This is a genomic window from Herbiconiux moechotypicola (genome assembly GCF_024979255.1).
GTDB classification, from domain to species: domain Bacteria; phylum Actinomycetota; class Actinomycetes; order Actinomycetales; family Microbacteriaceae; genus Herbiconiux; species Herbiconiux moechotypicola.
On sequence record NZ_JANLCN010000011.1, the window covers coordinates 112,580 to 138,630 of the forward strand.

A 26,051-nucleotide genomic window follows, 5' to 3' on the forward strand; every position below is an offset into this window, starting at 1 on the left:
CGTCGAACGACCGACACATCTCGACGAGGAGAATCATGACCGACACCATCACCGGCACCACTCACGACCGCACGCGCTACGTCAACTCGATGGGACCTCGCGGCGTCATCGGCATCATGACGCCTGGGCCCAATGTCATCGTCGAGAACGAGATGATGGACATGCGACCCGCCGGCGTGATCAATGCCGTGGACCGCTACTACGTACCCAACCAGTCGATCGACGCCGACGAGGACTGGGCGATCATCATGAAGCACGTCGCCGCGAACCTCGACGAGTCCGTCCGACGACTCAACGAAGCACTCATCGACCATCTGATCCTCGGCATGTCCTCCCAGAGCTTCATGGGCGGGGTCAAGGGCAGCTTCGCGCTGCAAGAGCACCTCGAAGAGGTATCAGGAGTGCCCGTCACGATGGGCGCTCAGTCTGCAGAAGCTGCCTTCGAGGCCGTCGGGGCCAGAAAGATCGCCCTGGTGACGCCCTACTACCCGATCATCGAGAAGCAGGCCGCCTCGTACTTCTCCGATCGCGGCTACGACGTCGTGCACATCGAAGGCCTCAAGTGCAAGAGCATCATCGAGGTCGCCTCCCAGACCGCGGAGACGCTGGAACGCGCCGTCGAGGTCGCCGACTCGCACAAGCCCGATGCCATCATTCAGCTCGGCACCAATCTGCACTTCGCCCAGGTCGCTGCCACGATGGAGGAACGGCTTAACAAACCCGTCTTCGCGGTCGGTACCGCCATCTACTGGAACGCGCTCCGCAAAATGGGCATCACCGACCGGTATGCCGGATTTGGCAGCCTCCTCGCTGCACACTGACCCCCCCCAGAGCCTGACTGCATTCGGAGCCGATGATGCCTCTCGAACTCATATCCATAGCCGTACTCGTCGTCATCTTCGTGGCGTCCGCGCTCCTGAAGATCAACATGGGAGCCATCGCGCTCGTCGCCACCTTCCTCGTCGGGACACTCCTGGCGGGGGAGGGAATCGACGATGTCCTCTCCGGATTCCCGACCGACCTGTTCGTCATCCTGGTGGGAGTCACGTTCCTCTTCGCCATAGCCCAGAACAACGGCACGATCGACTGGGTCGTCGAACGCGCCGTGTTCCTCACCGGAGGACGAACCTGGGCGCTGCCCTGGGTGATGTTCACCATCGCGGCCGCTCTGGGCGCGGCGGGCGCGGTTCCTCCCGCTGCCGTCGCGATCATCGCACCGACCGCTCTGAGCCTTGCACGACGCAATGGCATATCACCCCTGTTCATGGGGCTGATGATCGCCAACGGGGTCAGCGCCGGCGAGTTCTCACCGATCGGCGTCTTCGGCATCATCGTGAACGGACTGGCAGATCAAGCCGGCCTCGCATACTCACCAGGGCTGCTCTTCCTCAGCACGTTCACCTTCAACCTGCTGCTCTGCCTCGTGCTGCACCTCTGGTTCACGCGCCGCAACGCACCGAAGGTCGACGTCGTGGACACAACGAGCATCCCCGCGTCGAGAGCAGACCTGCCGGCGACGACCGTTGCCGTGGTTCTGACGCTGTGCGCGATCCTAGGAATGGTCGCATCCGTTCTGTTCTTCGCAGTCAACATCGGCTTCGCCGCACTGACCGCAGCAGTCGTGGTCTCCATCGTCTCGCCCCGCGCGGGCAAAGCAGCGGTCCCGATGATCGCATGGCCCACGGTCTTCCTCATCACCGGCATCGTCACGTATGTCGGACTGCTGGAGAGGGTCGGGGCGATCGACTACCTCGGAAACGCCGTCGGATCCGTAGGAGCACCCCTGCTCGCCGCACTGCTCATCTGCCTCCTCGGCGGCGTCGTCTCCGCGTTCGCCTCGACGACCGGCATCTTGGGTGCGCTGGTGCCCCTCGCAGTTCCGTTCATGCTCGCAGGCGACGTCAACTCCGTGACGATGCTGATCGCACTGTCGATCGCATCCTCAGTCGTCGACGCCTCGCCTTTCTCGACCACAGGTGCGCTCATCATCGCCAACGTGCCCGCCGAGCACCGCGACCGGCTCTTCAGTCAGCTTCTGCGGTGGGGTCTCTCCATGATCGTCGTGGCACCGGTGCTCGCCTGGACAATCTTCGTCCTCCCGGGGTGGTAGCCCGTATCAAGGTGTTGGATACGGCTCGCGGCTGAGCCCTCAGTTCGAATCTAGATGAGAGTTGAGGCGACCCAAGCTCTCCAGGGCTACTCGGCCGCTGTCGTCCGCAGGGCTCCATATAACAAGAGTGTCGTCGGCTGAACCACCGATTGTAAAGAGATGAAACACGAGCGAGTAGACCCCGACGGCAGGGTGGTTGAATTCCAGCCTTCCCGACATGCTTGGCGACGGCTCTTTCGCCCACTCTGTTGAGAACGAAGTGCTCCGAGCCACCAACTCTCCAATAAGGTCGAGGTAGGTCCCGTCTTCAGCATTCCGCAGCAGTGATTCCCTCAGGAGCGCCACAAGCTGGGCGCGCCCGATCGCAAGATCTTCAGGGCTCGCATGAGCAGCAGCTGAGAAAAACGCAGTCCTCACGAGATTGCTGCCCGCCGAGAATCCTGCCGCCACCTCCCTGGCCAACTGATTGGACTCAACCACATTCATGTGCTTGTCATAGACGAAAGCGGGATGAAAAGTCAGGGAATCCACGAGCGATTTCAGCTCACTTCGTCGGCTCTGGTCGTACTGAAAAGTGCTCACTGTGCAGACGCTACGGTCACGCGCTAGAGGCGGCGTGCTCCTCACAGGACCACCCAACGCGGTACGTGCCGGCCGCTGGCATGAGTGCGGGTGGCGGACTCGCTGCGGGGATTGCGTTGCTTGCCCGGGACCGTCAGGGCCCGGCGCTTCTTGGTCAGCTACTGATCTGCCCGATACTCGACGATCGCGACAGTACGGTATCCACTTTGCAGTTCGATGGTGCAGGAACCTGGGATCGCAGCTCCAACCTGACAGGGTGGACAGCGTTGCTGGGGAGCAGGCGAGGCACCCCGGAGGTGTCCATCTACGCCGCGCCCGCACGAGCTACCGACTTGACCGGTCTGCCGTCGACGTACATCGACTGTGGGAGTGCAGAGGTGTTCCGGGACGAGGACGTGGCGTATGCGAGCAGCCTGTGGGCCGCCGGAGTGCAGGCCGAGCTCCATGTGGGTGGGCGGCTTTCACGGCTTTGAGCTGATGGCTGACGCGGCGATCTCGCAGGCTGCGGTCGCTGCGCGACAGACCTGGGTCGACCGCCTGCTGGGGTGATGGTCAGGAGAAGGCTGGGAGGCCGCTGGCGGCGGTGAGGCCGCCGTCGACAGGGAGAATCAGCCCGGTGATGAATCGGGCGTCGTCGGAGGCGAGAAACGCGGCTGCGGCAGCGACGTCATCCGGGGCGGAGTGACCCTTCAGCGCTTGTTTGTCGCTGGATCGTTCCGCCCAGGTGCGGTAGGGGTCACGTCGGGCGAGTTCGTCGGTCATGGTAATGCCGGGGGCGACGGCGTTGACGCGGACCCCGGCGGGGTCGAGGTCGAAGGCGAGTGGCGTACTTCCAGTCGCTCCACGCCCATGGATTCGATGTGAATCCGACTCTCCACACGAGTCCTGGGTCGTTCCGGAGCTCAAGACCTGCTCCTTGCATGCTCACTTAGCCGTGCGCGATGAAGGATCGGGCGGCCGACAGCACTGCCGGCCCAGCGTCGTCGAGATCCCGCTCGCGGAGCACTCGGGCCGGCGCCACGTCGTCGAGCTCGGGGTTCAAGCCCTGAAACCAGCTCGCCACCGTCGACGGCGACTCTCTATCCCGAAGCATGGCCATCACATAATAGGAGGTCCGGAGTCGCTTGATGACCTCGCTCGAGGGAGAGCGTGAACCTTCGGCCCACTCGCGGACCGCTCGTGTCTCCTGCACACCGCCGAGGTAGGCGACAAGGGTGGCACCGAGCGTCTCGCGCAAGGCAGAGATGATCTCGCCGGGCGCCAGCCGCAGCGAGTCCTCGTAAGCACGAAGGCCAGGACGTGAGGTAGCGATAGCCATGCATCCATTTCACCCCACTACAGCCAAAAAGGCAATCAGAACCCAAATGAATGCCAGACAAATCACAGTCTAAAACACACCTGAAAGCACCGATGTGCACATGGGGAATCCTCTACGGATCGACCGAGCTGGCGGGCGCCGCGATCGACAGCCAAGACACCTCCGTCATATCACCCGCCGAAGAGCTCGCCTTGCAGGGTCGAGCCGGCGCGGTCGCGGCCATCAACCTGATCGGTACCGCGCTCGGCATCACCGCTCTGGTGATAGGAATACGAACGAGGAAGACCAGCACGTTCTCGGCCCGCACGATCATCGCCGCACTCCTCGCTCCCCTGCTGTGCTTCCTTCCGTCGATCTGGCTCCTCTCGGCCGCCTCGACCCCTGAGTAGCGCGCCAGGCGGTTCGCCCTCTCGCGTCGTTCTGCGGCCATCTGGGCCCTCATATCGACCCACCAGACAGAGATTCTCACCGGCAGTCCAAGGACTGCGAAGACGAGTCCGATCTGCATCACCCAGTCCTGACGGGTCACGAAGAACACTGCGATGCAGAGCAAGGAGATTAACGTACAAGCTAGTGCCGTCCACACGATGGCGTTTCGCGCCCTCGCCGTGCAGGGTCGCTTCATGAGGGCAGAGTAGCAAGACCTCTCTCCCCCGTGCCCCAGCGGCGCATCCGTGCGGTTCTGCGTGACCGGCTTAGGCTCGGGCGCATGATCACGAACCAGCGTCTCGCGCCTCTGCTCGAGCAGTACGACTGGGCGGTCGAGCGGCTGCTCGCTCGGCTGACCGGCCCCACCAGCAACTCCGGTGACGATGTCGAGGTGAAGGTGCCGGCACTGACAGACGCCGAGTACCTGTGGGAGCCCGTGGACGACTGCTGGTCGGTGCGCCGGCGCGTCGACGGCCCTGGCACGGGTGCAGCGAAGCTCATCGGCGCCGGCGACTGGGGTCGCGATGCCGCTCCGCAGAGCCCGTGGCCTCCACTCGTGACCACGATCGCCTGGCGTCTCGACCACCTCACAGAGACGCTCACCGGCCGGGCCGATCACCTCGGGGGCGACCATTCATTCGACCGTGCGCGCTACTAACCGCTGGGAGATGTCGCCGGCGCCATCGACTCGTTCCGCAGCGCGATGCTCGGCGTGCCCGAGAGCGACTACGACCGCACCGGACTGAGCAGCTATCCCTACGGCAGCGACACCGACGAGACCTTCACCTCGATCGTGTGGTGGCAGAACCACGAGATCCTCCACCACGGCGCCGAGATCGCGCTCCTCCGCGACCTCTTCGCCCGTGGTGGCACCCGCATCCGCTGAGCCTAGGTTGATTAATACAGCGCATGCTGTATTAATGGCGTCATGGAGATCGTGACGAGCAGGCTCGACGTGATGAACCGGCTGGGGCGCGCCATGGCCGACCCGAGTCGGTCGCGCATCCTGTTGCTGCTGCTCGAGGCTCCGGCGTATCCCGCAGCGATCGCCGAGAGCCTCGGGATGACGCGGCAGAACGTGTCGAATCACCTCACCTGCCTCCGCGACTGCGGGATCGTCGTGGCCGAGCCGGAGGGGCGGCATCAGCGTTACGAGATCGCGGATGCGCACCTCGCACGGGCCCTGAACGACCTGGTGGGCGTCGTGCTGGCGGTCGACACGTCGGCGCCGTGCAACGACGAAGCGTGCACGGTACCCGGATGCTGCGGGGCGGCGGCCCGATGACGGCGGCGGTCGCACAGCTGGGCGACGCGCGCCGAACGGTGCTGCAGCGACGCATCCGGCTCATCGTCACCGCGACCATCGGGTACAACCTGATCGAGGCGGTGGTGGCGATCGCCGCGGGCTCGGCCGCGTCGTCCGGGGCGCTCATCGGGTTCGGGCTCGACTCCACCATCGAGGTGCTCTCCGCGGGCGCCGTCGCCTGGCAGTTCACGCGCCGGGATCCGGAGCACTGGGAGAAGGGGACGCTGCGGGTGATCGCGGTGGCCTTCTTCGCGCTGGCCGTCTATGTGAGCGTGAGCGCGGTGCTCGCCCTCACCCGGGTCATCGAGCCGGAGCACAGCACGGTGGGAATCGTGCTCACCGCACTCAGCGTCGTCATCATGCCCTTCCTCTCGCTCGCGGAGCGCCGCACCGGGCGAGAGCTCGGGTCGGCCACCGCGGTCGCGGATTCCAAGCAGACCCTCGTGTGCGCCTGCCTCTCAGCGGCGGTTCTGCTCGGCCTGCTCCTCAACACTCTGTTCGGCTGGTGGTGGGCCGACCCGGTGGCCGCGCTCGTGATCGTGGTCTTCGCCGTGCGCGAGGGCGTCGAGGCCTGGAAGGGCGACGCCTGCGCGACCTCGGTCGGGATGCTGCTCGACGACGACGACCACGGCACCGACGACGATTGTCACCACGACGGCGCGCACCACGGCCGGTGACTTCTGCATAAGAATTCGGGGTGGCGAGCTCTCACAGGGCTTGCCACCCCGAATTCTTATGCAGAACCTACGCCGCGCCCCGCGAAGAGGGCCCGACGCGGGCGAGCATGGCCTCCTGCCAGCCGCCCGGGGCTATGGGCTTCGCGGGCTTGGGTGGAGCGGATGCGGCGACGGGGGTGACCCGAGGAGCGGACGACGGCGCGTCGAACGACGCGGACGGCTCCCGTTCGGGCGACCCCTCCCCCGCCGACTCCTCCGGGGCGAGGGCGTCGCGCACGATCCGGCGCGGGTCGTACTGCCGGGGATCGAGCTTCTTCCAGTCCTCCGCATCGAAGTCGGGGCCGAGCTCCTCGGCCACCCGCGACTTGGCGGTCTCGGTGAAGCCGCGCACGGCCCTCACGAAGGACCCGAGCTTCTCGGCGTACAGCGGCAAGCGCTGCGGCCCGATGATGAACGCCGCGATCACACCGATCAGCAGCAGCTTCTCGAAGGTCAGTCCGAACATGCGATCATCCTTTCGTCGAGCACCGAGGCGAGCTCACGATCGAGCCGCCGGGCCACAGTCCGGTCGTGCAGCACCGCCACCACCGCGGCCGCCGCGTAGAGCGCGGCCATCGGCACGGCGAGCAGGAACATCGACACCACGTCGGCCGACGGCGTCGCCAGGGCGCTGAACACGAGGATGCCGAGCACCGCCACCCGCCAGCCCTTGACGATCGCGCGGCCCGGCAGCAGCCCCACGAAGTTGAGCAGCACCACGAACACCGGCAGCACGAAGGCCACGCCCACCGCCAGCACGAGCTTCAGCACGAAGTCGACGTAGTACGACGCCACCAGCACCGTGCTGTCGTCGCTCGGCGCGAAGCTCGCGAGCATCTCGACGACGTGCGGGAAGAGGTCGAAGCCGGTCACGCACCCCGCCACGAACAGCGGCGCGGCGGCGAAGAAGAAACCCAGCGTGTAGCGTCTCTCCCTGCGGGTGAGCCCCGGCACGAAGAAGGCGAACAGCTGGTAGAGCCACACCGGGCTCGACAGCGCGATCCCGGCGTAGAGCGCGATGCGCACCTTGAGGTCGAAGGCCGCGCTCACGCTGTCGTAGTTGAGGCTCGCGTCGCGCGATTCGGCGAGGGCGGCGATCGGCGCCCTCAAGAGCTCCAGGATCGCGTCCGAGAGCAGGTAGCCCGCCACCGCACCCAGCAGCACGGCGAGGGCGGCGCGCAGCAGGCGCCTCCGCCCCTCCCGGAGGTGCGCGGCCAGCGTCATGCGGCCTCGCACCTCCGGGGCGCTCCGTTCAGCAGCGGCGACGGACACGGTCAGGCCTTCTGCGCGACGGGCACGGCGACCGGCACGGCAGCAGTCACAGCGACCGATTCGGCGGCCGTCTCAGAAGCCGCCTCCGCATTCGCCGTCTCGGGCGCCGACACCTCCGACTTGAGGATGCGCGCCGACTGCCCCAGGCTCTTGGCCAGGCTCGGCAGCTTGGCCGCGCCGAAGAACAGCAGCACGACGGCGAGCAGGATGAGCGCGTGCCATCCGGTCAGGTTCTGCAGGAATCCCATGGTCTTGTCTCACTTTCTCGAGGAATGGATGAAGGTCACTGGCCGGGAGGGGTTCCGCCGCCCCCGCCGCCCGACGGAGGGGTGCCACCCTGGCCACCGCCGCCGCCCTCTCCCCCGCCCGACGGCGCGGACCCGGAGGTGGGCGTGGTGCTGGTGTCGACGCGCACGGTGAGCGACACCACGTAGCCGGAGTCGATGTCGCCGCTCACCGTCGCCAGTTGCAGCGCCCCGCCGTCCTCGCCGAAGACGTTGTCGGAGTCGAGGCTGACCTGCGCCAGGTTCTCGGTCGATCCGGCGTACTCGTCGAGCGCGTAGACCGCCTCGCTGACGTCTTGCGGCAGCGCCACCTGCGAGGTGGCGATCGCGTTCGCCGAGTCGTTGATGTCGTCGACGCTCGGGTAGACCTCGAAATGGATGTGCGGCCACCGGCCGCTGTAGCAGGCGGGGTAGATGGAGGTGTACGACACGGTTCCCGTGCTGTCGGCCACCTGCACGCCGCGCAGGTAGGTCTCGTCCTCGATCCCGTCGGAGTACATGGAGTACCCGCCGGCGGCATCGCAGTGCCACACGTAGACGGCCACGTTCTCGAACGGCACGTCGTCGTTCGCCATGTCGAGGATGGTCAGCGAGAGCGCCATCGGCACGCCCGTCGCTGTGGTGCCGCCGCCGATGCTCGACCGGATGTCGCTGCGCACGACGCCGGACTCCTCGAGCACGTCGGGCCCGTTCGACCCGTCGCCGGGGTACGGTCCCGCGGTCTCGTCGGGGATCTCGCCCGAGGGCAGCTCGCCCGTCGTGGTGGTGCCGCTCGTGCCCGAGTCCGAGGAGCCGGAACCGGTAGAGGCCGAACCGGTCGAGGACGACGAGTCGGACGTTCCGGTGGTGCAGGCGGCCAGCGCCGCGGCGCCCACGCCGAAGCCGACTACGCTCAGCACGGTCCGTCGGCTGATGAGGGTGCGGATGTCGAAGGCGACGCCCTGGTCGACGACCTCTTCGTCCGCCCGGTCGAGCAACCGGCCTTCGTAGGCCGGGCCCTCAGGGGTCTGTTCGGGTTCGGGGATTCTGCTCATGGTGTCCTCGCTCTCATCGGATTGCCCACAGTCTCCGCGAGGGATCCGAAGGGTTTCGATGACCCGCCTATGAGTCGACTATGAGCCTCGAGGAGGCGTGGTGCGAGGGCGAGCAGGCGCTCAGAGAGGGTAGGCCGCGGTCTCCGAGCGGGCGAACACGAACCAGACCCGCGATCCCGGGGCGAGGTCGAGCGCAGCGAGCGCGGCCGGAGGCAGGTCGGCACTGAGCTCGTCGCCCCGCACCCGCACGAGGTCGCCCCGTGGCTCCAGGTCGGTGACCGTGACCGACAGCGCGTTCATCCCCTCGCCCGGCGCCCCCGGATCCTCGCCCGTGACCGACACGCTCACCGGCCGCACCGCCACCCCGACGCGGGCCCCGGATCCGAACGCCTCGGTGGGTCGCACCCGCACGACATGCCCGGAGTCCGTGCGCACCGACTCCGCGTCGACCGCGATGCCGGTGAGCAGGTTGAGCCCCGCGAGCCCGGCCGTGAAGGGTGTCGTGGGCGAGTCGAGCACCGCACGCGTCGGCCCCTGGTCGACGACCCTGCCCCCCTGCAGCACGATCACCCGGTCGGCGAGCGTGTAGGCGTCGAGCACGTCGTGGGTGACGATGAGCGCGGCCCGGTCGGCGAGCACCTCACGGAGCGTGCGGCGCAACGCGGGCGCGGCCGACACGTCGAGAGCGGCCATGGGCTCGTCGAGCAGCAGCAACGAGGGGTCGGAGGCGAGGGCCCTGGCCACGGCGACGCGTTGCGCCTGCCCCCCGGAGAGCTGGGCGGGCTTGCGGTCGGCGAGCGCAGCCGCGTCGACCCGGTCGAGCCAGGTCTCGGCCAGCGTGCGCGCCGCGCCTCCGGCGACACCCTTGCTGCGCGGGCCGAAGGCCACGTTCTCGGCCGCGGTGAGATGCGGGAACAGCAGGGCCTCCTGCGCCAGCATCGAGACACCTCTCTGATGCGGCGGCGACCACGAGCGGCGACCACCCGCACCGAGGGAGAACAGGGTGCGCTCCCCCAGCACGGCCTCCCCGGTGTCGGGCCTCAGCAGACCGGCGATCAGGTTGAGCAGCGTCGACTTGCCGGCCCCGTTGGGGCCGAGCACCGCGACGGTCTCCCCCGCTCCGACGGTGAGTCGCACCTCGAATCCCCGTTCGGCCACGGTGGCCGCGAACTCCAGACTCACGCCGACCGCCTCCGCCAGAACCTCAGTCCCTCCGACTCCCCCGCCTGGTGCGCGAGCGCCACCACGACCACCGCGACGGCCACGAGCACGAGCGAGAGCGCGACCGCCGCATCCGGATCGGTCTCCCGCTGCAGGTAGATCTCCAGCGGCAGGGTGCGGGTGACCCCCTGCAGCGACCCGGCGAAGGTCAGTGTGGCCCCGAATTCGCCGAGCGCCCTGGCGAACGACAGCACCGCACCCGACACCAGCGCGGGCAGCACGAGCGGGAGCGTGACCCGCCGCAGCACCGTGGTCGGGCGCGCCCCGAGGGTGGCCGCCACCGCCTCGTAGCGGGTGCCGACGGTGCGCAGCGCGCCCTCGAGGCTCAGCACGAGGAACGGCAGCGCCACGAAGGTCTGCGCCAGAACGACCGCGGTGGTCGAGAAGGCGATCGTGACGCCGAGCACCTCGACGCTCTGACCGAGCAGCCCCCGCCGGCCGAAGGTGTAGAGCAGGGCGATGCCACCGACCACGGGCGGCAGCACCAACGGCAGGAGCACGAGGGAGCGCAGCACCTTCTGCCCCCAGAAGCTGGTGCGCGCGAGCACGATCGCCATCGGCACCCCCAGCAGGATGCACAGGGCCGTCGAGATCACCGAGGTGCGCAGGCTCAGCCAGAGGGCGTCGACCGAGGCCGGCGAGGTGATGAGCGGGATGAACTCGGCCCAGTTCACGCGCACCACCATCGCGGCCAGCGGCAGCACCACGAAGGCGGCGCCGATGACCGCGACGGCGACGATCCACCGCGGCACCCCGGAGTAGGACGCGGTCGCGCGCGACACGAGCGGGTGACCCTCGGTTACGGCTGGCCGAAGCCCGCGGCGGCGAGCACGCCGAGCCCCACCTCGCCGGTGACGAAGTCGATGAAGGCCTGGGCCGCATCCGGGTTCTCGGTGGCGGTGACCGGGGCGATCGGGTAGACGTTCACGGCCTCGCTCGACTCGGGGAACTCGATGCCCTCGACGGCGTCGCCCGCGGCGATCACGTCGGTGACGTACACCAGGCCCGCGTCGGCCTCGCCGCTGGTGACCTTGCCGAGCACGTCGGTGACCGACGACTCCTCGCTCACGGGGGTGATGTCGACGCCGGTCGCCTCCTCGACGGTGAGCGTGGCCGCACCGCAGGGAACCTGGGGGGCGCAGATGACGGTCTTGACCGCGGGATCGGCGAGGTCGGCGAACGAGGCCACCCCGGCGGGGTTGCTCGGCGGCACCGCGATCTCGAGCACGTTGGTGGCGAAGTCGACCGGGGCCGAGCTCTCGATGAGGCCCGCGTCGGTGAGCTTCGTCATGTTCTTCTCGTCGGCCGAGGCGAACACGTCGGCCGGTGCGCCCTCGGTGATCTGCGTGACGAGGTCGCTCGACCCGGCGAAGTTGAGCTCGACGGTGACGCCGGGATTCGCCGCCTCGAACTCCTCGGTCAGCTCGGTGAAGGTCGACTTGAGCGACGCCGCCGCGAACACGGTGATGGAGCCCTCGAGCGCCGCCGCCGTCGCGGTGGGCGCGGCGGTGGTGTCTTCTCCGGAGTGGGTGGAGGAGCTCGTGCCGGCGCAGGCCGCCAGCGACAGGGCGACTCCTCCGGCGAGCAGAGCGGTGGTGAGCTTCGTGGCGAGTGACATGTCAGGCCTTTCCCCCAGGGGTCTCGATGATGACGGTCGTGGCCTTCACGACCGCGATGGCGACCGAACCGGGCTCCAGACCCAGTTCGCGCACGGCTTCACTGCTCATCAGGGAGACGACCCGGTGGGGGCCGCACTGCAACTCCACCTGGGCCATGACGGTGTCGACGATCACCTCGGTGACCACGCCGACGAAGCGGTTGCGCGCCGACCGCCCGATCTCGGACGGGTCGACCGGGATGACGGCCGAGCTGCGCGCGAGATGCGCGACCGCCAGGCCGTCGACCACGGTGCGCCCCGACTCGTCTTTCTCACCCTCGAGAAGGCCCTGCTCGATCCAGCGGCGCACGGTGTCGTCGCTCACCCCGAGAAACGTGGCGGCGTCACGAATCCGTATCTGCGACATGAACGACAGGCTAGCACCGCAGATGCGGAATCACTGCAGACCTTGAAGTCTGGCCAGTGCCAGCCGCGAGTCTTCATCGGCGGCCCGCCACACCACCAGCACCAGGTCGTGGTGGTTCTGGATGCCCAGTTCCATGGAGGTGAGACGAACCACGCCACCGTCGGCCTGCGTGAAACCGAGGGTCACCGACGGTGCGTCCGCGCCGGGTGACTCACGCCGCTCCACGCCGAGCGCGTCATCGCTCAGCGCCAACCGCGCGAGCAGAGCCTCGAACCGCGCATCCGTCTCGTGCCGGGCGAGCGACTCCCTGAGTCGCTCCATCACGCGGTCCCGGGCGAGCGGACGGTCGCCGGCCTCCCGCAGCAGGTCATCGTCTTCGAAGGCCGCGACGGCGAGGTTCACTCCCTGGTGGAAAGCGGTCGACACTGCCCGGGCGAGTCGGTTGGCGGCGACCACCGTGAGATAGCGGTCGCGCACGAACGCGGGGGTCGCGGGCCACGAAGCGATCATGGCGGCGATGTCGGGCGGCACGCCCCTCTCCTGATCCTCCTCGGTCATGCCGCCCACGCTACCCAGACCCGGAGCCGGCGCGGCTGGTGTCGCCAGGGACACCCGGATGTCCGGTTCTGCACCATTCATGGCCTGATCGTGTCTCCCGGATGCACGGTCCCGGTGCCCACAATGAAAAGGCCCCCGGCCAGCGACCACATCCGGCCACCTATACGTGAGGAGCCCACCGACCATGACCCCGTTCACTCCAGGGTCGCAGCTCGGTGATTACCTCCGGGCCCGGCGGCAACGCACGACGCCCGAGCAGGTCGGTCTCGTCGCGAAGCCCGGGCGCCGGGTACCCGGCCTCCGCCGCGAAGAGGTCGCCGAGCTCGCGGGGGTCAGCCCCGACTACTACCTCCGGCTGGAGCAGGGCAAGGACCGCCGGCCGTCCGACCAGGTCATCGCCGGGCTCGCGCGGGCGCTCCGGCTCGACGACGACGCCCGTCGCTACCTGGTGAGACTCGCGGCGCCGCGACCGTTCCTGCGCCCTGCCACCGAATCCCACCCCTTGAGCGCCTCGGTCACCGCGCTGCTCGACCAGTGGGCCACCCTGCCCGCCTATGCCACCGACGCGAATCAGAACGTGCTCGCGGCGACGTCGCTCGCGCGGGCGCTGGCACCTGGACTCCTGAGACCGGGGGTCAATCTCCTCGTCTCGGCCTTCGAGCAGGCTGCGCACGTCACGACCGAGTCCCCCGACGCCGAGGAGGGTGCCGAGTGGGAATCCACTCTGCGCGAGATGACGGCGGCGTTCCGCTACCACGGTGACCTCGACGACCCCGGGTTCCACCAGATCGTCGGTGCGCTCACGAACCGGTATCCGCTGTTCCGGACACTCTGGGCCGAGCACGACGCCCGCCCTCAGCTCTCGGGCGTGCGGCCCGCCCACGTCGACACCTTCGGCTGGGTCGACTTCCGCTGGCAGACCCTCGACGTGCCAGGCCCGGCGCCCCATTTCATCACCATCCTCTTCCCGACGGCGGGTTCACGCGGGATCGAGGCGCTCGATCACCTCGCGCGACGATCCGGCGACGAGGACGACAGCGCCAGCCTGCTGAGCGCCTGACGCGCCGGATCGTCGGCCGGAGCGAAGACGATCACGAGGGTGTCCGCAGGCCGCGGCCCGTCGAGGACCGCGAAATGGAGCAGGACATCGCCCGCTGCGGTGTCCTCGATCGCCACCGTGCCGGTCTGGGGAGGCAGCACCCGCGGGTCGGCCCAGAGCTGCGAGAACCCGCGCGAGTGCGTCGACACCTCGCCGAGCATCCGCTCCGTGCGCCGATCGGGGTCACGCTCGTCGACCGTGCCGTGCAGCAGTCCGACGGTGGCCTGGGCCGAGGAGGCCCAGTGCTCGCTCGACTCGCGCCGTCGCGGCGAGAGGAAGACGAACCGCACCAGGTTCTCGCCCGGCTCGAAGGCCTCCGAGAGCGCCCTGGCCAGCGGCGTCGAGGCGAGCACCGTGAGCCGGCGGTCGCACACCACGGCGGGAAGCGACGGCCAGAAGCCCAGCACCTCGGCGGCCTCCTGGCGTGCCGCTCCGCCTGCTCCGCTCGCGTGCGCATCCGTCCCCACGACTCCACGGTAACCGCGGCCCGCTCAACGAGACTGACCCCCTCGTCCCCTCCCGCCGCCGCGGGATCAGGCCTCGCCCGGCGACGGGTCGCGCGGGTTGGTGCGCTCGACGATCAGGGGGTCGACGGGCGTGAAGGGAAACACGGGCAGCTCTCGCTCGGGCACCTGGAAGGCGGCCGAGAGCACCTCGCGGGAGAAGGCGGTGGCGGTCGCCCGGTAGCCCACGTCTCCGGGCACGAACTGGTCGAAGAAGATGAGGAACTCGATGCCCTCCTCGCCGAGCGCCTCGATGTGGTGCGGGTAGGCCCTGGGCACGAAGTAGGCCTGACCCGGCCGCAGCTCGTAGGTGTCGACCGACCCGTCGGGGTCGAGCACGGTCATGCGAGCGTGCCCGCTCTTGACGTAGCCGAGCTCGGCGGTGATCGGGTGCCAGTGCGGCTCGCGCATGCCGTTGCCCCCGATGTTCAGGGCGTACATAGAGAGGTCCTCCAGGGCAGCCCAGAACTGCTTGCGGGCGAGCTTCGCGGAGCCGTAGGGGTAGGCCAGCGGGGCGATCTGCCCGTCGGCGTCGAAGAGGTGCGCGTTGGGCAGGCCCGCGCTCTCGGGGATCACCGCCGCACCGGTGCGCTGCACGATCTGGGGCGCGGCGCCGCGCGGGAACCCGGAGAAGTCGGATGCGGGCAGGCCGTAGGTGTTGCCGAGCACCGCGTCGCTCATCACGCTGACGCTGTTCTGCAGCGAGAAGTGCTTCGGATCGCCGGTGCGCAGGGCCGCGATGATCTCGGCGGTGCCCTCCCCCACGTTCTCGATGTGGTAGACCGCCCCCGAAGCCACGTGGTACATCTGGCCGGTCTTCACCACGAAGGTCGCGAACTCGTCACCGGTGGCGAGCATCGACACCAGCACCGTGCCGGCGGTCACATAGGCGATCTGGTTCGAGTTCACGTTCCACTGCGGTTCGCGCATCGCCCCGGCCTCGAGCACGATGCGCTTGAGGGTCATGCCCTCGAGGATGGGGAAGTTCGAGGTGGCGAGCTGGGCGACGGAGCCGAGCTCGCTCTCGAAGGTGGGGACGGCGTCGACGAGGGAGGCGACGTGACGGGACGGGGTGGTGGACACGGGGATTCCTTTCAGAGGTGGTGATGCGTGGCCGAACGGCGATCGGGCCGCTCCTCGACGAGGTGGTGGACGGTGACCGACTCGGCGAGGACACCGGCCGCGCGGAGGGTGTCGTCGTCGTACTGCGTGGGACGGCTGTCGTGCTGCTGCAGGTGCTCCTGCCAGCTGCCCACGGCGAAGAGCTCGACGTAGTCGCCCGGACTCTCACGGTCGAGGTAGAGCCCCCAGCTGCGGGCGCCCGTGCGCCGTCTGCTGTGCTCGACCAGGCGCATCCGCTCGACGAACTCGGCCCGGTTCCCGGGAGCGACGCGGTAGCGCACGAGCACCTGCGTGGATCCCGCCGCGTCGACCGAGGGGCCGTCGTGTGCCTCGGCGAGCGGGAGCGGCACCGTCTCCCGGCGTTTCTCCGCCATGGGCGTTTCTCCGCCATGGGCAGGAGCGGCCAGGCGAGCTGGGTGAGAGCCACCACGATCACGACGGCACCCGCACCGGCGCAGGTGGCCGCGGCACCCGCCCACCCCGCGACCGCGCCGCCGAGCAGGGCGCCCGCCGCGGTCGCGCCGAACAGCACCATCTGATAGATCGAGAGGCCGCGGGCCCGCACCCAGACGGGGAGGAACGCCTGCACGGAGCCGTTGAGCGTGGCCACCACCCCGATCCAGGCCGCACCCACCAGGGCGAGCACGGGGATGGTGAGGGCGAGCACCGGCGAGACGGCCACGACGACCGTGCCCGCTCCGAACAGCAGTGTGGCCAGCAGCACCGTGCGATTCGGGCCGATCGCGTCGCGCAGCACGGGCACGAGGAACGCCGCACCGATCGAGCCCGCTCCGAGACCCGCCAGCAGCACGCCGTACCCGATCGACCCCAGCCCCAGGCGCTCGGTGGCGATGAGCGGCAGCAGGGCGTAGAGCACGCTGCCGGGAAGCACCACCAGGCCGAGCCTCAGGTAGATGCGCCGCACCACCCCGGCGTTCGCCACGTAGCGCACTCCGGCGCGGGTGGCGTCGACGAAGCGCTCCGGATCGTGCGCCCGGGGGCGATATCCCCGCCAGAGTGCCAGCACGACGAGGAAGAACGCGAAGCTCGCGAGGTTGACGGCAAAGACGAAGCCCACGCCGAGGCCGGAGAGGATCACACCGGCGATCGCGGGGCCGATGGCACGCGCGAGGTTGACCGAGATCGAGCTGAGCGAAGCCGCGTTCGGGATCATCGGCTCGGGCACGATCTCGGTCGACAGCGCCTGGTAGGCCGGCAACTCGACGGCGGAGGCCGCACCGAGCACCAGGGTGAGGACGAGCAGCAGCACGGGGCTGAGCTCACCCGAGACCGTGAGCACGACGAGTCCGGCGCTCACGACCACCTGGGCGGCCTGCACCCAGATGAGGAGGGAACGGCGGTCGAGAAGTTCGCCGAGCACGCCGGCCGGCACGCCGAGCAGCAGGACGGGGGCCGCCGACGCGGTCTGCACGAGGGCGATGAGCAGCGGCGAGCCGCCGTTCTCGACCATGAACCACTGCGCACCGACCGTCTGCATCCAGCTGCCGACGTTGCTCACGAGGGCGGCGATCCAGAGCGCCCGGAAGATCGGGACGGCCAGGGGCGCGAGAGCGCCCGGCCTGGTGCCGGCCCCGTTCGCCGCCATCGCGCCTCCAGTCGCCGTCACCGGGGCCGGTGCCGGCTGGTCTCGAGCACGACCTTACCGACGGTGCCGCCCGACTCGAGCAGTTCGTGGGCTCGCGCCGCCTCGGCGAGCGGGAACACCGAGTCGACGACTGCTCGCACAGCCCCGGATTCCAGCAGCGGCAGCACGTCGCGGGTGACACCGGCCACGATCTCGGCCTTCTGCGCCGCCGGTCGGCCGCGCAGCAGGGTGGCGGAGACGCTGGCGCGCCGCGACATGAGCTCCCAGAGGTCGAAGGTCACGGGGCCGACCGAGCCTCCGATGACCACGAGGTGGCCGTCGAGCGCCAGGCACTCCATGTTGCGCCGCAGGTAGGTCGCCCCGACGATGTCGAGGATCGCGTCGACGCCCCGCCCGTCGGTGGCGGCCAGGGTGGCGGCGACGAAGTCGTCGGTGCGGTAGTTGACCGCGGCGACGGCGCCCAACTCGAGCGCCGTCGCGGTCTTCAGCGCGCTCCCCGCGGTCGTCACGACCCGCGCGCCGATCGCGGTGGCCCACTGGATGGCGAACGACCCGATGCCCCCGCCCGCTCCGTGCACGAGCACGGACTGCCCCTCCCGGAGCCCGGCGATCATGGCCAGGTTCGAGTAGACGGTGCACGCCACCTCGGGGATCGCTGCGGCCTCGATCATGCTGAGGCCCCGCGGCACAGGCATGACCTGGGCGGCGGGCGCCACCACCTCCTCGGCGTAGCCGCCGCCCGCCACCAGGGCGCAGACGGCGTCGCCCGCGCGCCACTGCGTCACACCCGGGCCCGCCGCGATGACCGTGCCCGCCACCTCGAGCCCCAGCCCGGGGGGCGCATCCGGCGGCACCGGGTACTGCCCGCGCCGCTCGAGCAGGTCGGCGTTGTTCACGCCGGCGGCCGCCACCTCGATGAGCACCTCGCCCAGGCCGGGCACCGGCCGGTCGACGCGCACCAGACGCAGCACATCCGGTGCTCCCGGATGATCGAATCGGATCGCCTCGGACATGCCGGTGCTCCTCTCGGGCTCAGGCGGCCGGGGCCGTTGCCGGTACCGCCGCCGGTGCGCTCTCGGCCGCGCGGGCCAGGGCGAAGGCCGCGATACTCCGCGCGTAGTGCGGGGTCTCGACCTCGCAGTGCGCACCCGACGCCGCCTGCCTGGCCGCCGCCGCCTGCTCGAACGTCTGGCCACTCGCCGTGATGAACTTCAGGAAGTCCTCCGTGGGGTGCGACGTGACCGTGTTCACATAGCGCAGGCAGTCGCCCTCGAGCTGCTCCATCCCCAGCTCCCAGATCACCTGCGTCGTCGTCCACCCCGCCGGCGAGTACACATCCGAGATCGACACCATCTTGCAGTAGTGCGGCGACGCCACCTCGTACCGGTACTGCTGGATCACCAGTCCGGCACCGATCATCTCGACGTTGATCGACATCGGCACCCCGTCGTCGTCGACCGTGTACCCGGCCGCCTTGTGGTCGCCCGGCGCGCACCGCTGGTACTCGTGGGTCGGCAGCGTCTTCAGCCACTGCTCGATGTCGATGTGCTCGAACGGCGCCGTCACATCCGCCGTCACCACCGCGTGCGAGAGCACCAGGTCATCGCGAACGATCACGCTCATCGTCTTACTTCCTTCCGATCATGGCGGAGGCCTTCTCACCACCCGCATCGACGACGCTAAGCACGGCGCATCCCGCCCACATCCCCCGCCGCGACGGCCGACATCGCATGGGCGCCTGGATGCGCGTGAGGGGGTCCACAGGGGTCAGCGACGGCGACGACCCGGCGGGTTACCGTGGTCGTGTGCCCAGCCCCGGACCGTATCGACTCCCCCTCCGTGGCCGGCAGGCCGAGGTGCGGGAGATCGAGCGCGGGATCGACGGGGTGCTCCGCGGCGGGAGCGCGGTCGCGGTGCTGAGCGGCGAGCCCGGCATCGGCAAATCCCGCCTGGTGCAGCACGCTCTGCAGCACGCGAAGGCGCACGGCATCCCCGCCCTCGCGATCACGCCCGACGACTCGGCGCTCTCGCCCTTCGGTGCGCTCATCGACGCCGCGACGCGCATCCACCCACCCCTGCTCACCACCGACGACCTCGCCACGGTGATGCGGGGCAGCGCACCGCCCTACTGGCTCACCCGACTCATCGCCGACGGCCTGGAGGACCGCGCCGCCACCACGGGACTGCTCGTGGTGGTCGACGACCTGCAGTGGCTCGACGCGGGGTCGCTCGGCGCCGTGCGCACCCTGCTCGACGACCTGCAGGGGCTGCCGGTGTTCTGGCTCGTCGCCACGCGGTCGGGCGTCTTCGGCGCGGGTCACCAGCGGCTCCTCCACCAGCTCGCCGAGACCGGCGCGGTGCGCGAGCTCCCGCCGCTCGACGACGACGCGACCGCCGCGATGTTCTGCGACGCGTTCGGGAGCGCACCCGGGCCGTCGGTGCAGCGGGCGATGCGGCGGACCAGCGGCCTGCCGCTGCTCGTGCTCGAGCTGCTGCGCGGACTCGAGGAAGAGGGTCTCCTGCAGGTCGGCCGAGGCGTGATCGACCTCGAGGGCGACACCCTGCCGGCCCGGTTCGGCGCCTCGACCAGAGACCGCCTCGGCCGGCTCGACCCCGCCGCTCAGCGCATCATCCAGGTGGGGTCGCTCTACGGGAGGGAGTTCCCGCTCGGCGGAGTGCTCGAGATCCTCGGCAGCACCGCCACCGAGGCTGCCCCTGCGGTGCAGGCGCTGCTCGACCACGACATCCTGCTCGACACCGGGGAGCGGCTGGCGTTCCGGCACGACACGGTGCGGTCGGCCGCCTCCGACACGCTCTCCCCCACCCTGCGGCGGGCAATGGCGCGCGAGGTGCTGCACGCGCGCATCCGCTCCGGCGCCCAGGTGGCCGCCCTGGCCACCACCATCGCCGCCGTCGCCGAGGTCGGCGACCACGACTCGATCGACCTGCTGCTCACGGCGGCGGGCGATCTCGCCCCGAGCGATACCCAGGGAGCCGCAGACCTCGTGGTGCTCGCCGCGCGGCTGACCTCCGGCAGCCCCGTGCAGGCCGAGCGCATCGCCGACCTGCTGCCGATCGTGCTCGCCAGCGGCCGTCTCGAGGAGGCGATGGAGATCGGCAGGACGCTGCGGCCGATGCTCACCTCCGACGCGGCGGCGAGGATCGGCCTTGCCGTGGCGCGGCAGTTCACCGAGTCGGACTTCGACGGCGCCATCGCCGAGGCCGACGCGGCCCTGGAGGCCCCGGGGCTCTCCGACCGCACCCGCGTCGAACTGCTCGCGGTGCGCGCGCTCAACTACGCCAACAAGGCCGACCAGGCCGGCCTCAAGGCCAGCCTCGAGCTGGCGAGGTCGGTGGCCGACGAGCACCGCGACGGCCCCGCGCTGGCCACCATCGACGCCACCGAGTCGGTACTGAGGTTCAACCAGGGCCGGTTCGACGAAGCCGACCGGTTGCAGAGCCGCGCACTCGCGCGGGCCGCGGCGGCCGGCATCGCCCCCCACCTGTGGCTGCCCGAGGGCCTGTGGACGGCCTTCATGCGCAACGGCACCGGCCACTGCACCGAGGCCCTGCGCCTCGCCGACGAGGGACTCGAACGCGCCCGCTCCGCCCGCAACGTGCTCGCCGAGGCCTACTGGATGATGCTCCGCTCCCGGGTGCTCTACCACCTCGGCCGCCTCGACGACGCCCGCACCCAGGCGGAGACGGTGCTGGCGCTCGGCGAACGGCTCTGTCTCGGCGACTTCATGAACGCCACCGCCGGCGTGGTGCTGCACCGTGTGTCGCTGCGCACCGGCGACATCGCCCTGCGCGAGACCGTGCGGCCGCTGGTGCAGGCGCTCGCCGACGGCGTGGGACTCACCCGCACCGGCACCTGGAGTCTCGCCATGGAGGCGATGGAGCGTGGCCGGCCGGAGGAGGCCTACGAGCACGCGCGGCTGGCCCTCGCGACGCTCCGCGAGGCCACCCCGTCGATGACCACGCCGGCCGACTTCGCCGACGACATCGTGCTCACCTACATCTGTCAGCTCGCCGGCGACCGCGACGCGCAAGACCTCATCGTCGAGCTCGCCCGGGAGCGCACAGCCCAGAACCCCGGCAACACCTTCGTGCTCGCGGTCGCGCTGGCCGTCGCGGGCATCCGGGACAGGTCGGTCGACGACCTCAGGGCGGCGGCCCTGGTGTTCGACCGGGTGGAGCGCCCCCTGGTGCAGGCCGTCGTGCTCGAGGGAGCCGGCCTGCTCTCCGACGACGGCGCGACCGCGACCGCCGCGCTCGCCGAAGCGCTCGACCTCTACGAGAGCTGCGGTGCGTCGCGCGACGCCAGCCGGGTGCTGCGGCTCCTCCGGCGGCACGGCGTGAACCGGCGCCCGCGCGCCGACGCCGAGCACCCTTCGGGCCTCTCGCACCGCGAGTTCCAGGTCGCCCAGCGCATCCACGCCGGGCTCACCACCCGCCAGATCGCCGAAGAGCTGATGGTGTCGCCGCACACCGTGGTCACCTACATCCGCCACATCTACGCCAAGTGGGGTGTCAACACCCGTCGTGAGGTCGTCGAGCACGTCTCGCGCCTGCCGGCCGACCAGCCTGTGGGTCTGCGAGAATCGGGCTGACCCTCCCTCTCCCGATTCGAGGACGCACGATGCCCACGACCACCACCCCCACCGTCCTGTTCGTCTGCGTGCACAATGCCGGCCGCTCGCAGATGGCCGCGGGCTTCCTCAAGGCGCTCGGCGGCGATCGCGTCGAGGTGCTCTCGGCGGGCAGCGAGCCGAAGGATGCGATCAACGCGGTGGCCGTGCAGGCCATGGCCGAGGTCGGCATCGACATCGCGTCGGAGCAGCCCAAGGTGCTCACGGTCGACGCCGTGAGGGAGTCCGACGTCGTGATCACGATGGGGTGCGGCGACGCCTGCCCGATCTTCCCCGGCAAACGCTACGAGGACTGGCAGCTCGACGACCCCGCCGGTCTCGACCTCGAACACGTTCGGCCCATTCGCGATGACATCCGGATGCGCGTGGCGGCACTGCTCGACGGCCTCGCGTGACCTCGGCCGGGGCGCTCCCCCGCCCGCCCGTGTGGCGGCTGGCCGTGGTCGGGCTGCTCGGCGGTGTGTTGTCCGGACTCTTCGGCGTCGGCGGCGGCATCGTGATGGTGCCCCTGCTGGTGCTGCTCACGGGCATGGACCAGAAGCGGGCCTCGACCACCTCGCTCCTGGCCATCCTCCCCGCGTCGATCGCCGGCTCGGTCACCTACTTCGTGGGCGGGCAGGTCGACCTCCTCGCCGGCGCGCTCGTGGCCGTGGGCGGCATCGTCGGCGCCTGGGCCGGTGCCCGGCTGCTCAGGCGCATCCCGGTCGGGTGGCTGCGCTGGACGTTCATCGTGCTGCTCGTCGCCGTCGCGGTGCGCCTCGTGCTCGTGCCGCCGGCCCGCGGCGGCAACGGGCTCGACTGGGGCTCCGGCACGGCGTCCACGGTCCTGACCGTGCTCGCGCTGATCGCCCTCGGCGTGGTGATGGGTGTCGCTTCGGGGCTGTTCGGCATCGGCGGCGGGCTCGTGATGGTGCCGTCGTTCATCGCGCTCTTCAGCCTGGGCGACCTCCTCGCCAAGGGCACCTCGCTCGCCGCGATGATCCCCACCGCGGCCTCGGGCAGTCTGACGAACCTCCGCGGAGGCATGGTGAGCCTGCGCGACGGGCTGGTGGTGGGCGCCGCTGCCACGGCCGCGTCGTTCGGCGGAGTGGCGCTGGCCTTCCTGCTGCCGGCGACGGTGGCCGCCTGGCTGTTCGCGGCGCTGCTCGTGATCGCCGCCGCGCAGCTGGCGGTACGCGCACTGCGGGCTCCACGCTGAGGCGTCCGCAGCGGGCGCTCCGGCGCGAGACTCAGACGCGAGACTCAGAGGAGCTCGCCGAGAAGGTCGGCCGTGCCGTCCGGATCGGCGAGCATCATGTCGTGGCCGGTCGCGATGGTGCGATGCGCGGCGCCGTCGGCGAGGGCGGCGGCCATCGAGGCCGCCAGCGACGGCAGCGGCGGCGCGGTGTGCTCGAGGTACACGCGCGGGAGGGCCAGCAAGGGCCCCGGGTCGTAGTCGACCGCATCCGTCACCGATTTCAGCGGGAAGTCGGTCAGCCGCGGGCCCACGAAGGCCTGCAGCCGCGGATCGGTGACGGCCCACTGCGCGAGGAACGCCGTCGTGGCGGGCACCCGCCATCCGTCACCGTCGCCGGCCGCGAGCTCGCGGTAGCGCTCGGCGACCGCGGGCGGCTCCACGTCGGCGAGGCTCTGTCCCGGGCGCGCGGTGAAGGCTCCGGCGAACACCACCTGGCGGAGGCGCTCGGCGCACCGTTCCACCACCGGCCCCGCGAGCACCCCGGCGTAGGAGTGCAGCACCAGCACCACGTCGTGCAGGTCCTCGAACCAGAGGAGTTCGGTCAGGTCGTCCACGTGCGTCTGCACGCCCACCTCGGGCGTGAGGCCCGCGCGCCGTTCGCCCTGCCCGGTGAGCGTGGGGGTGTGCACCTCGTGGCCTCGCGACCGCAGGATGCGCGCCACCGGCGACCACGCCCATCCGCCGTGCATCGCACCGTGCACGAGCACCACCGTCGCCATGTGCCCACCGTAGCGCGAGCGGTGGCCCGACGGCATCGAGCCGTTTTCGAGAAGCACCGGCGGCTACCGCTGGCTATCGTGAGAGCAGGGCCGAAACCCGCCCCTGTGAAGAGAACTAGGAGGGCTGACGCATGTCGTACGCCGTGGATTTCGTGACCGTCTCGACCGAGGGGCTCGAGTCGTCACCCGTGGTCGACGCGCTCGCCGGACTCCGGGCCAACGAGGCCCGCTACTTCAAGAACAAGTACGACCACGTGTTCACGGTCGAGCCAGCCGCCGACGCCCAGGCGACGATCGACTGGGTGACGGGCATCCTCAAGGAGGAGCGCGACATCGAGATCGCCTCCCCGCCACTGGAGGCCACTGAGTTCGAGGTGGCGGGCATCCGCATGGCCTACGTGTTCTACCAGAGCGGACTGTCCATCAACGTGATGTACACGCTCGACGACGCGGGCAAGCGCGCGGTGGGCTTCAAGCTCTCCGACGGCATGGAGGTGCCGGCCGAACTCGCCGAGCGCTTCAAGTTCGCCCGCCAGCGCTCGAAGCTCGCCGGCACCATCCGGGGCTCGTACTTCACCATCAAGAACGAGCACTGAGCATCGCGATGGCGGCACGGTTGGTGTCGTAGACCGTCTCGCCGCCTAGAAGCCCCAGTCGCTTCAGCCGCGCCAGGGTCTCCGGCCGGGCCCGGCTGAACGACAGCGCCACCCCGTGCTCGCCGAGCCACGACCGCAGTGACGTGAACGCCTCCGCACCGGTGACGTCGATGTCGGTGACGGCCTCGAGATCGAGCACGAGATCACGCACGGGCTCCTCCGCTCCCGTCACGGCGGCCTTCACTGCATCGGCGAACACCGACCCGTTGGCGAAGAACAGCGGAGCCGCCAGCCGCACCACGAGCACTCCGGGAGCCGTGAGCGCGCCCGCCGGCGCGCGGTCGAGCAGGGAGTGCGCCGGATTGTCGTCGGCCGCGAGCACGTCGATGGGCGGGGTCGACGCCCGTTTGGCGAGGTTGACCAGCGCGAGCACGAACGAGATCAGGATGCCGGGGATCGCCCCGATGAACAGCGTCGCCAGAAAACACGCCGCCCCCACCGCGAACTCGAACCGGTCGGCGCGCCAGAGCTCCCGGAACTCGCGCACCCCCAGCAGCGGCAGCACCGCCACCCCCACGATCGCGCCGATGGCCGGCGACGGGATGTCTTCGAGCAGCGCCGTGCCGAACACGAGCAGCAGCAGCGTGCCGACCGCGGCGACCACCGAGGGCAGCTGCGTGCGCGAACCGGCCTGGTCCAGAGCGGCCGTACGCGACGTCGACGACCCCACGGCAAAACCGCCCGAGGCTCCCGCGGCCACGTTCGCGACCCCGAAGGCGAACAAGTCGCGGTTCGGGTCGGTGGTGTAGCCCCGCTTCTCCGCATAGCTGCGGGCCACGAGCAGCCCCTCGGCCATCGTCACGAGGGTGAGGGCGATCGCCGAGGGCACGAGCTGCAGCCAGGTCGACCACGGCAGCACCGGCCAGGTCAGTGTGGGCGGGCCGGCCTCGATCGCGCCGAGCACCGACACGCCGGCCGCGTCGAGGTCGCTCGCCACCATGAGCACGGTCGCGGCGACCAGCACGACGAGCGCCCAGGGCACCACGGGCAGCAGCTGACGGCCCGCCACGAGCACGGCGATCGAGGCGAGCGAGATGGCCAGCGACCACGGATTCGTCGAGCCTAGGCCGGTGATCAGCCCGCCGACCTTCTCGACGAACTCGCCTCCCGACTCGATCGGAACCCCCAGCATCTTGGCCACCTGCGACACGAGGATGTCGAGCGCCAGGCCCCCGACGAAACCGACCAGGATGGGCTTGGACAGGAACGAAGCGAGGAACCCGAGCTTGAACACCGCCGCGAGCACGAACAGCACGCCGCTGATGATGGCCTGGGCGAGCGCCATCGTGAGGTAGTCGGCGCTGCCGGCCACCGCGAGACCGCCGATCGACGAGGCCACGAGCGCGGCGGCCGCCGCGTCGGGCGAGGCCACCACCTGGCGAGACGACACGACCACCGCGTAGAGCACGGCGGGCACCACCAGCGCGTAAAGGCCGGCGGTCGGCGGCAGCCCGGCGATCTGCGAGTAGCCGATGTTGAGCGGAACCGCGATGGCGAGCAGTGTCACCCCGCCGAGCAGCTCGCGCGGCAGGGTGCGCGCCGTGACCCCCGCGAACGGCCGCATCCGCTCCTCCTCACCGCGCCGACCATCGAGGGCGCCGTG

Annotated in this window: 32 protein-coding genes and 1 pseudogene; 13 read left to right on the plus strand and 20 right to left on the minus strand. The window is 70.0% G+C overall.

Annotation, left to right across the window (positions count from 1 at the left end; genetic code table 11):
* Window positions 1-35: 35 nt before the first annotated feature.
* Both N1031_RS16445 and N1031_RS16450 read left to right on the plus strand, forming a co-directional pair.
* Window positions 36-821, plus strand: coding sequence for a maleate cis-trans isomerase family protein (locus N1031_RS16445; RefSeq protein ID WP_259480839.1), 786 nt, complete (start codon window positions 36-38; stop codon window positions 819-821).
* A 35-nt stretch (window positions 822-856) separates the two neighbouring features.
* Window positions 857-2,110, plus strand: a complete 1,254-nt coding sequence (locus tag N1031_RS16450) for an SLC13 family permease (RefSeq protein WP_259480840.1) — start codon at window positions 857-859, stop codon at window positions 2,108-2,110.
* Window positions 2,111-2,149: 39 nt separating this feature from the next.
* On the opposite strand, the gene N1031_RS16455 is transcribed toward N1031_RS16450, so the two are convergent.
* On the minus strand, window positions 2,150-2,692 hold the full coding sequence (locus tag N1031_RS16455; RefSeq protein WP_259480842.1) for an MmyB family transcriptional regulator: 543 nt from the start codon (window positions 2,690-2,692) through the stop codon (window positions 2,150-2,152).
* A gap of 80 nt (window positions 2,693-2,772) precedes the next feature.
* Here N1031_RS16455 and N1031_RS16460 point away from each other — a divergent pair, with 80 nt between their 5' ends.
* Window positions 2,773-3,165, plus strand: coding sequence for an alpha/beta hydrolase fold domain-containing protein (locus N1031_RS16460; protein ID WP_425551844.1), 393 nt, complete (start codon window positions 2,773-2,775; stop codon window positions 3,163-3,165).
* 79 nt (window positions 3,166-3,244) lie between these two features.
* Here the strand turns inward: N1031_RS16460 and N1031_RS16465 are convergent, their stop codons facing one another.
* A complete protein-coding gene (locus N1031_RS16465) occupies window positions 3,245-3,598 on the minus strand; it encodes an SDR family oxidoreductase (RefSeq protein ID WP_259480843.1) in 354 nt (117 codons plus the stop codon).
* A 22-nt stretch (window positions 3,599-3,620) separates the two neighbouring features.
* Entirely contained in the window at window positions 3,621-3,929 is a 309-nt protein-coding gene (locus N1031_RS16470) for a hypothetical protein (RefSeq protein WP_259480844.1), read from the minus strand.
* Between the two features lie 173 nt (window positions 3,930-4,102).
* Here N1031_RS16470 and N1031_RS16475 point away from each other — a divergent pair, with 173 nt between their 5' ends.
* From N1031_RS16475 to N1031_RS16495, 5 genes are all read left to right on the plus strand, one after another.
* The gene (locus N1031_RS16475; RefSeq protein ID WP_259480845.1) at window positions 4,103-4,399 is read left to right on the plus strand and encodes a hypothetical protein; all 297 of its coding nucleotides are present in this window, start codon (window positions 4,103-4,105) and stop codon (window positions 4,397-4,399) included.
* Window positions 4,400-4,719: 320 nt separating this feature from the next.
* Window positions 4,720-5,097, plus strand: a complete 378-nt coding sequence (locus N1031_RS16480; RefSeq protein WP_259480846.1) for a hypothetical protein — start codon at window positions 4,720-4,722, stop codon at window positions 5,095-5,097.
* Between the two features lie 45 nt (window positions 5,098-5,142).
* Window positions 5,143-5,325 carry a hypothetical protein gene (locus N1031_RS16485; RefSeq protein ID WP_259480847.1) on the plus strand — a complete coding sequence of 61 codons (183 nt, stop codon included), beginning with the start codon at window positions 5,143-5,145 and terminating at the stop codon, window positions 5,323-5,325.
* A 42-nt stretch (window positions 5,326-5,367) separates the two neighbouring features.
* Entirely contained in the window at window positions 5,368-5,724 is a 357-nt protein-coding gene (gene cmtR, locus N1031_RS16490; RefSeq protein WP_259480848.1) for a Cd(II)/Pb(II)-sensing metalloregulatory transcriptional regulator CmtR, read from the plus strand.
* Window positions 5,721-6,422: a cation efflux transmembrane domain-containing protein gene (locus N1031_RS16495; RefSeq protein ID WP_259480888.1), complete on the plus strand. Its 702-nt coding sequence runs from the start codon at window positions 5,721-5,723 to the stop codon at window positions 6,420-6,422. The genes cmtR and N1031_RS16495 overlap by 4 nt, the downstream gene beginning before the upstream one ends.
* Window positions 6,423-6,489: 67 nt before the next feature.
* Here the strand turns inward: N1031_RS16495 and N1031_RS16500 are convergent, their stop codons facing one another.
* From N1031_RS16500 to N1031_RS16540, 9 genes are all read right to left on the minus strand, one after another.
* Window positions 6,490-6,927, minus strand: coding sequence for a twin-arginine translocase TatA/TatE family subunit (locus N1031_RS16500; protein ID WP_259480849.1), 438 nt, complete (start codon window positions 6,925-6,927; stop codon window positions 6,490-6,492).
* Window positions 6,915-7,685 (minus strand): twin-arginine translocase subunit TatC, encoded by a 771-nt coding sequence (gene tatC, locus N1031_RS16505; protein WP_259480889.1) that lies wholly within the window; start codon window positions 7,683-7,685, stop codon window positions 6,915-6,917. The genes N1031_RS16500 and tatC overlap by 13 nt, the downstream gene beginning before the upstream one ends.
* A gap of 50 nt (window positions 7,686-7,735) precedes the next feature.
* On the minus strand, window positions 7,736-7,981 hold the full coding sequence (locus N1031_RS16510; RefSeq protein WP_259480850.1) for a twin-arginine translocase TatA/TatE family subunit: 246 nt from the start codon (window positions 7,979-7,981) through the stop codon (window positions 7,736-7,738).
* 35 nt (window positions 7,982-8,016) lie between these two features.
* Window positions 8,017-9,051, minus strand: coding sequence for an intradiol ring-cleavage dioxygenase (locus N1031_RS16515; RefSeq protein WP_259480852.1), 1,035 nt, complete (start codon window positions 9,049-9,051; stop codon window positions 8,017-8,019).
* A 120-nt stretch (window positions 9,052-9,171) separates the two neighbouring features.
* Window positions 9,172-10,233, minus strand: coding sequence for a sulfate/molybdate ABC transporter ATP-binding protein (locus tag N1031_RS16520; RefSeq protein WP_259480854.1), 1,062 nt, complete (start codon window positions 10,231-10,233; stop codon window positions 9,172-9,174).
* Window positions 10,230-11,054 (minus strand): ABC transporter permease, encoded by an 825-nt coding sequence (locus N1031_RS16525; protein ID WP_259480855.1) that lies wholly within the window; start codon window positions 11,052-11,054, stop codon window positions 10,230-10,232. Before N1031_RS16525 ends, N1031_RS16520 begins: the two co-directional genes overlap by 4 nt.
* A 17-nt stretch (window positions 11,055-11,071) precedes the next feature.
* Window positions 11,072-11,890 (minus strand): molybdate ABC transporter substrate-binding protein, encoded by an 819-nt coding sequence (modA, locus tag N1031_RS16530; RefSeq protein ID WP_259480856.1) that lies wholly within the window; start codon window positions 11,888-11,890, stop codon window positions 11,072-11,074.
* 1 nt (window position 11,891) lies between these two features.
* Window positions 11,892-12,296 (minus strand): TOBE domain-containing protein, encoded by a 405-nt coding sequence (locus N1031_RS16535; RefSeq protein ID WP_259480857.1) that lies wholly within the window; start codon window positions 12,294-12,296, stop codon window positions 11,892-11,894.
* 30 nt (window positions 12,297-12,326) lie between these two features.
* Window positions 12,327-12,854: an MmyB family transcriptional regulator gene (locus tag N1031_RS16540; RefSeq protein WP_259480858.1), complete on the minus strand. Its 528-nt coding sequence runs from the start codon at window positions 12,852-12,854 to the stop codon at window positions 12,327-12,329.
* Window positions 12,855-13,038: 184 nt separating this feature from the next.
* Between N1031_RS16540 and N1031_RS16545 the strand changes: the two genes are divergently transcribed.
* Window positions 13,039-13,914 carry a helix-turn-helix transcriptional regulator gene (locus N1031_RS16545; protein ID WP_259480859.1) on the plus strand — a complete coding sequence of 292 codons (876 nt, stop codon included), beginning with the start codon at window positions 13,039-13,041 and terminating at the stop codon, window positions 13,912-13,914.
* Here N1031_RS16545 and N1031_RS16550 read toward each other — a convergent pair.
* The 6 genes and pseudogenes from N1031_RS16550 to N1031_RS16570 all read right to left on the minus strand — a co-directional run bounded on the left by N1031_RS16550 (window position 13,857) and on the right by N1031_RS16570 (window position 18,807).
* Window positions 13,857-14,420: an MmyB family transcriptional regulator gene (locus N1031_RS16550; protein WP_259480860.1), complete on the minus strand. Its 564-nt coding sequence runs from the start codon at window positions 14,418-14,420 to the stop codon at window positions 13,857-13,859. The genes N1031_RS16545 and N1031_RS16550 overlap by 58 nt on opposite strands.
* A 66-nt stretch (window positions 14,421-14,486) precedes the next feature.
* Complete coding sequence (locus tag N1031_RS16555; RefSeq protein ID WP_259480861.1) at window positions 14,487-15,539, minus strand: cupin domain-containing protein; 1,053 nt, start codon at window positions 15,537-15,539, stop codon at window positions 14,487-14,489.
* An 11-nt stretch (window positions 15,540-15,550) separates the two neighbouring features.
* Window positions 15,551-15,952, minus strand: coding sequence for an MFS transporter (locus tag N1031_RS20530; RefSeq protein WP_375163646.1), 402 nt, complete (start codon window positions 15,950-15,952; stop codon window positions 15,551-15,553).
* 20 nt (window positions 15,953-15,972) lie between these two features.
* Window positions 15,973-17,184 (minus strand): annotated as a pseudogene (locus N1031_RS16560) (MFS transporter); the annotation flags it as partial.
* 17 nt (window positions 17,185-17,201) lie between these two features.
* Window positions 17,202-18,197: an NAD(P)H-quinone oxidoreductase gene (locus N1031_RS16565; protein ID WP_259480862.1), complete on the minus strand. Its 996-nt coding sequence runs from the start codon at window positions 18,195-18,197 to the stop codon at window positions 17,202-17,204.
* Window positions 18,198-18,216: 19 nt separating this feature from the next.
* Complete coding sequence (locus tag N1031_RS16570) at window positions 18,217-18,807, minus strand: hypothetical protein (RefSeq protein WP_259480863.1); 591 nt, start codon at window positions 18,805-18,807, stop codon at window positions 18,217-18,219.
* A 182-nt stretch (window positions 18,808-18,989) separates the two neighbouring features.
* Between N1031_RS16570 and N1031_RS16575 the strand changes: the two genes are divergently transcribed.
* From N1031_RS16575 to N1031_RS16585, 3 genes are read left to right on the plus strand one after another with little or no spacing between them, the layout of a single operon-like run.
* Window positions 18,990-21,797 carry a helix-turn-helix transcriptional regulator gene (locus N1031_RS16575; RefSeq protein WP_259480865.1) on the plus strand — a complete coding sequence of 936 codons (2,808 nt, stop codon included), beginning with the start codon at window positions 18,990-18,992 and terminating at the stop codon, window positions 21,795-21,797.
* A 29-nt stretch (window positions 21,798-21,826) separates the two neighbouring features.
* Entirely contained in the window at window positions 21,827-22,231 is a 405-nt protein-coding gene (locus N1031_RS16580) for an arsenate reductase ArsC (RefSeq protein WP_259480866.1), read from the plus strand.
* The gene (locus tag N1031_RS16585) at window positions 22,228-23,034 is read left to right on the plus strand and encodes a sulfite exporter TauE/SafE family protein (protein WP_259480867.1); all 807 of its coding nucleotides are present in this window, start codon (window positions 22,228-22,230) and stop codon (window positions 23,032-23,034) included. The genes N1031_RS16580 and N1031_RS16585 overlap by 4 nt, the downstream gene beginning before the upstream one ends.
* A 44-nt stretch (window positions 23,035-23,078) precedes the next feature.
* Here N1031_RS16585 and N1031_RS16590 read toward each other — a convergent pair whose 3' ends face one another.
* On the minus strand, window positions 23,079-23,792 hold the full coding sequence (locus N1031_RS16590) for an alpha/beta fold hydrolase (RefSeq protein WP_259480868.1): 714 nt from the start codon (window positions 23,790-23,792) through the stop codon (window positions 23,079-23,081).
* A 131-nt stretch (window positions 23,793-23,923) separates the two neighbouring features.
* Between N1031_RS16590 and N1031_RS16595 the strand changes: the two genes are divergently transcribed.
* Window positions 23,924-24,388 carry a DUF8821 family protein gene (locus N1031_RS16595; RefSeq protein ID WP_259480869.1) on the plus strand — a complete coding sequence of 155 codons (465 nt, stop codon included), beginning with the start codon at window positions 23,924-23,926 and terminating at the stop codon, window positions 24,386-24,388.
* Here N1031_RS16595 and N1031_RS16600 read toward each other — a convergent pair.
* The gene (locus tag N1031_RS16600) at window positions 24,372-26,012 is read right to left on the minus strand and encodes a SulP family inorganic anion transporter (RefSeq protein ID WP_259480870.1); all 1,641 of its coding nucleotides are present in this window, start codon (window positions 26,010-26,012) and stop codon (window positions 24,372-24,374) included. The two genes, N1031_RS16595 and N1031_RS16600, sit on opposite strands and share 17 nt — an antisense overlap.
* Window positions 26,013-26,051: the final 39 nt, after the last annotated feature.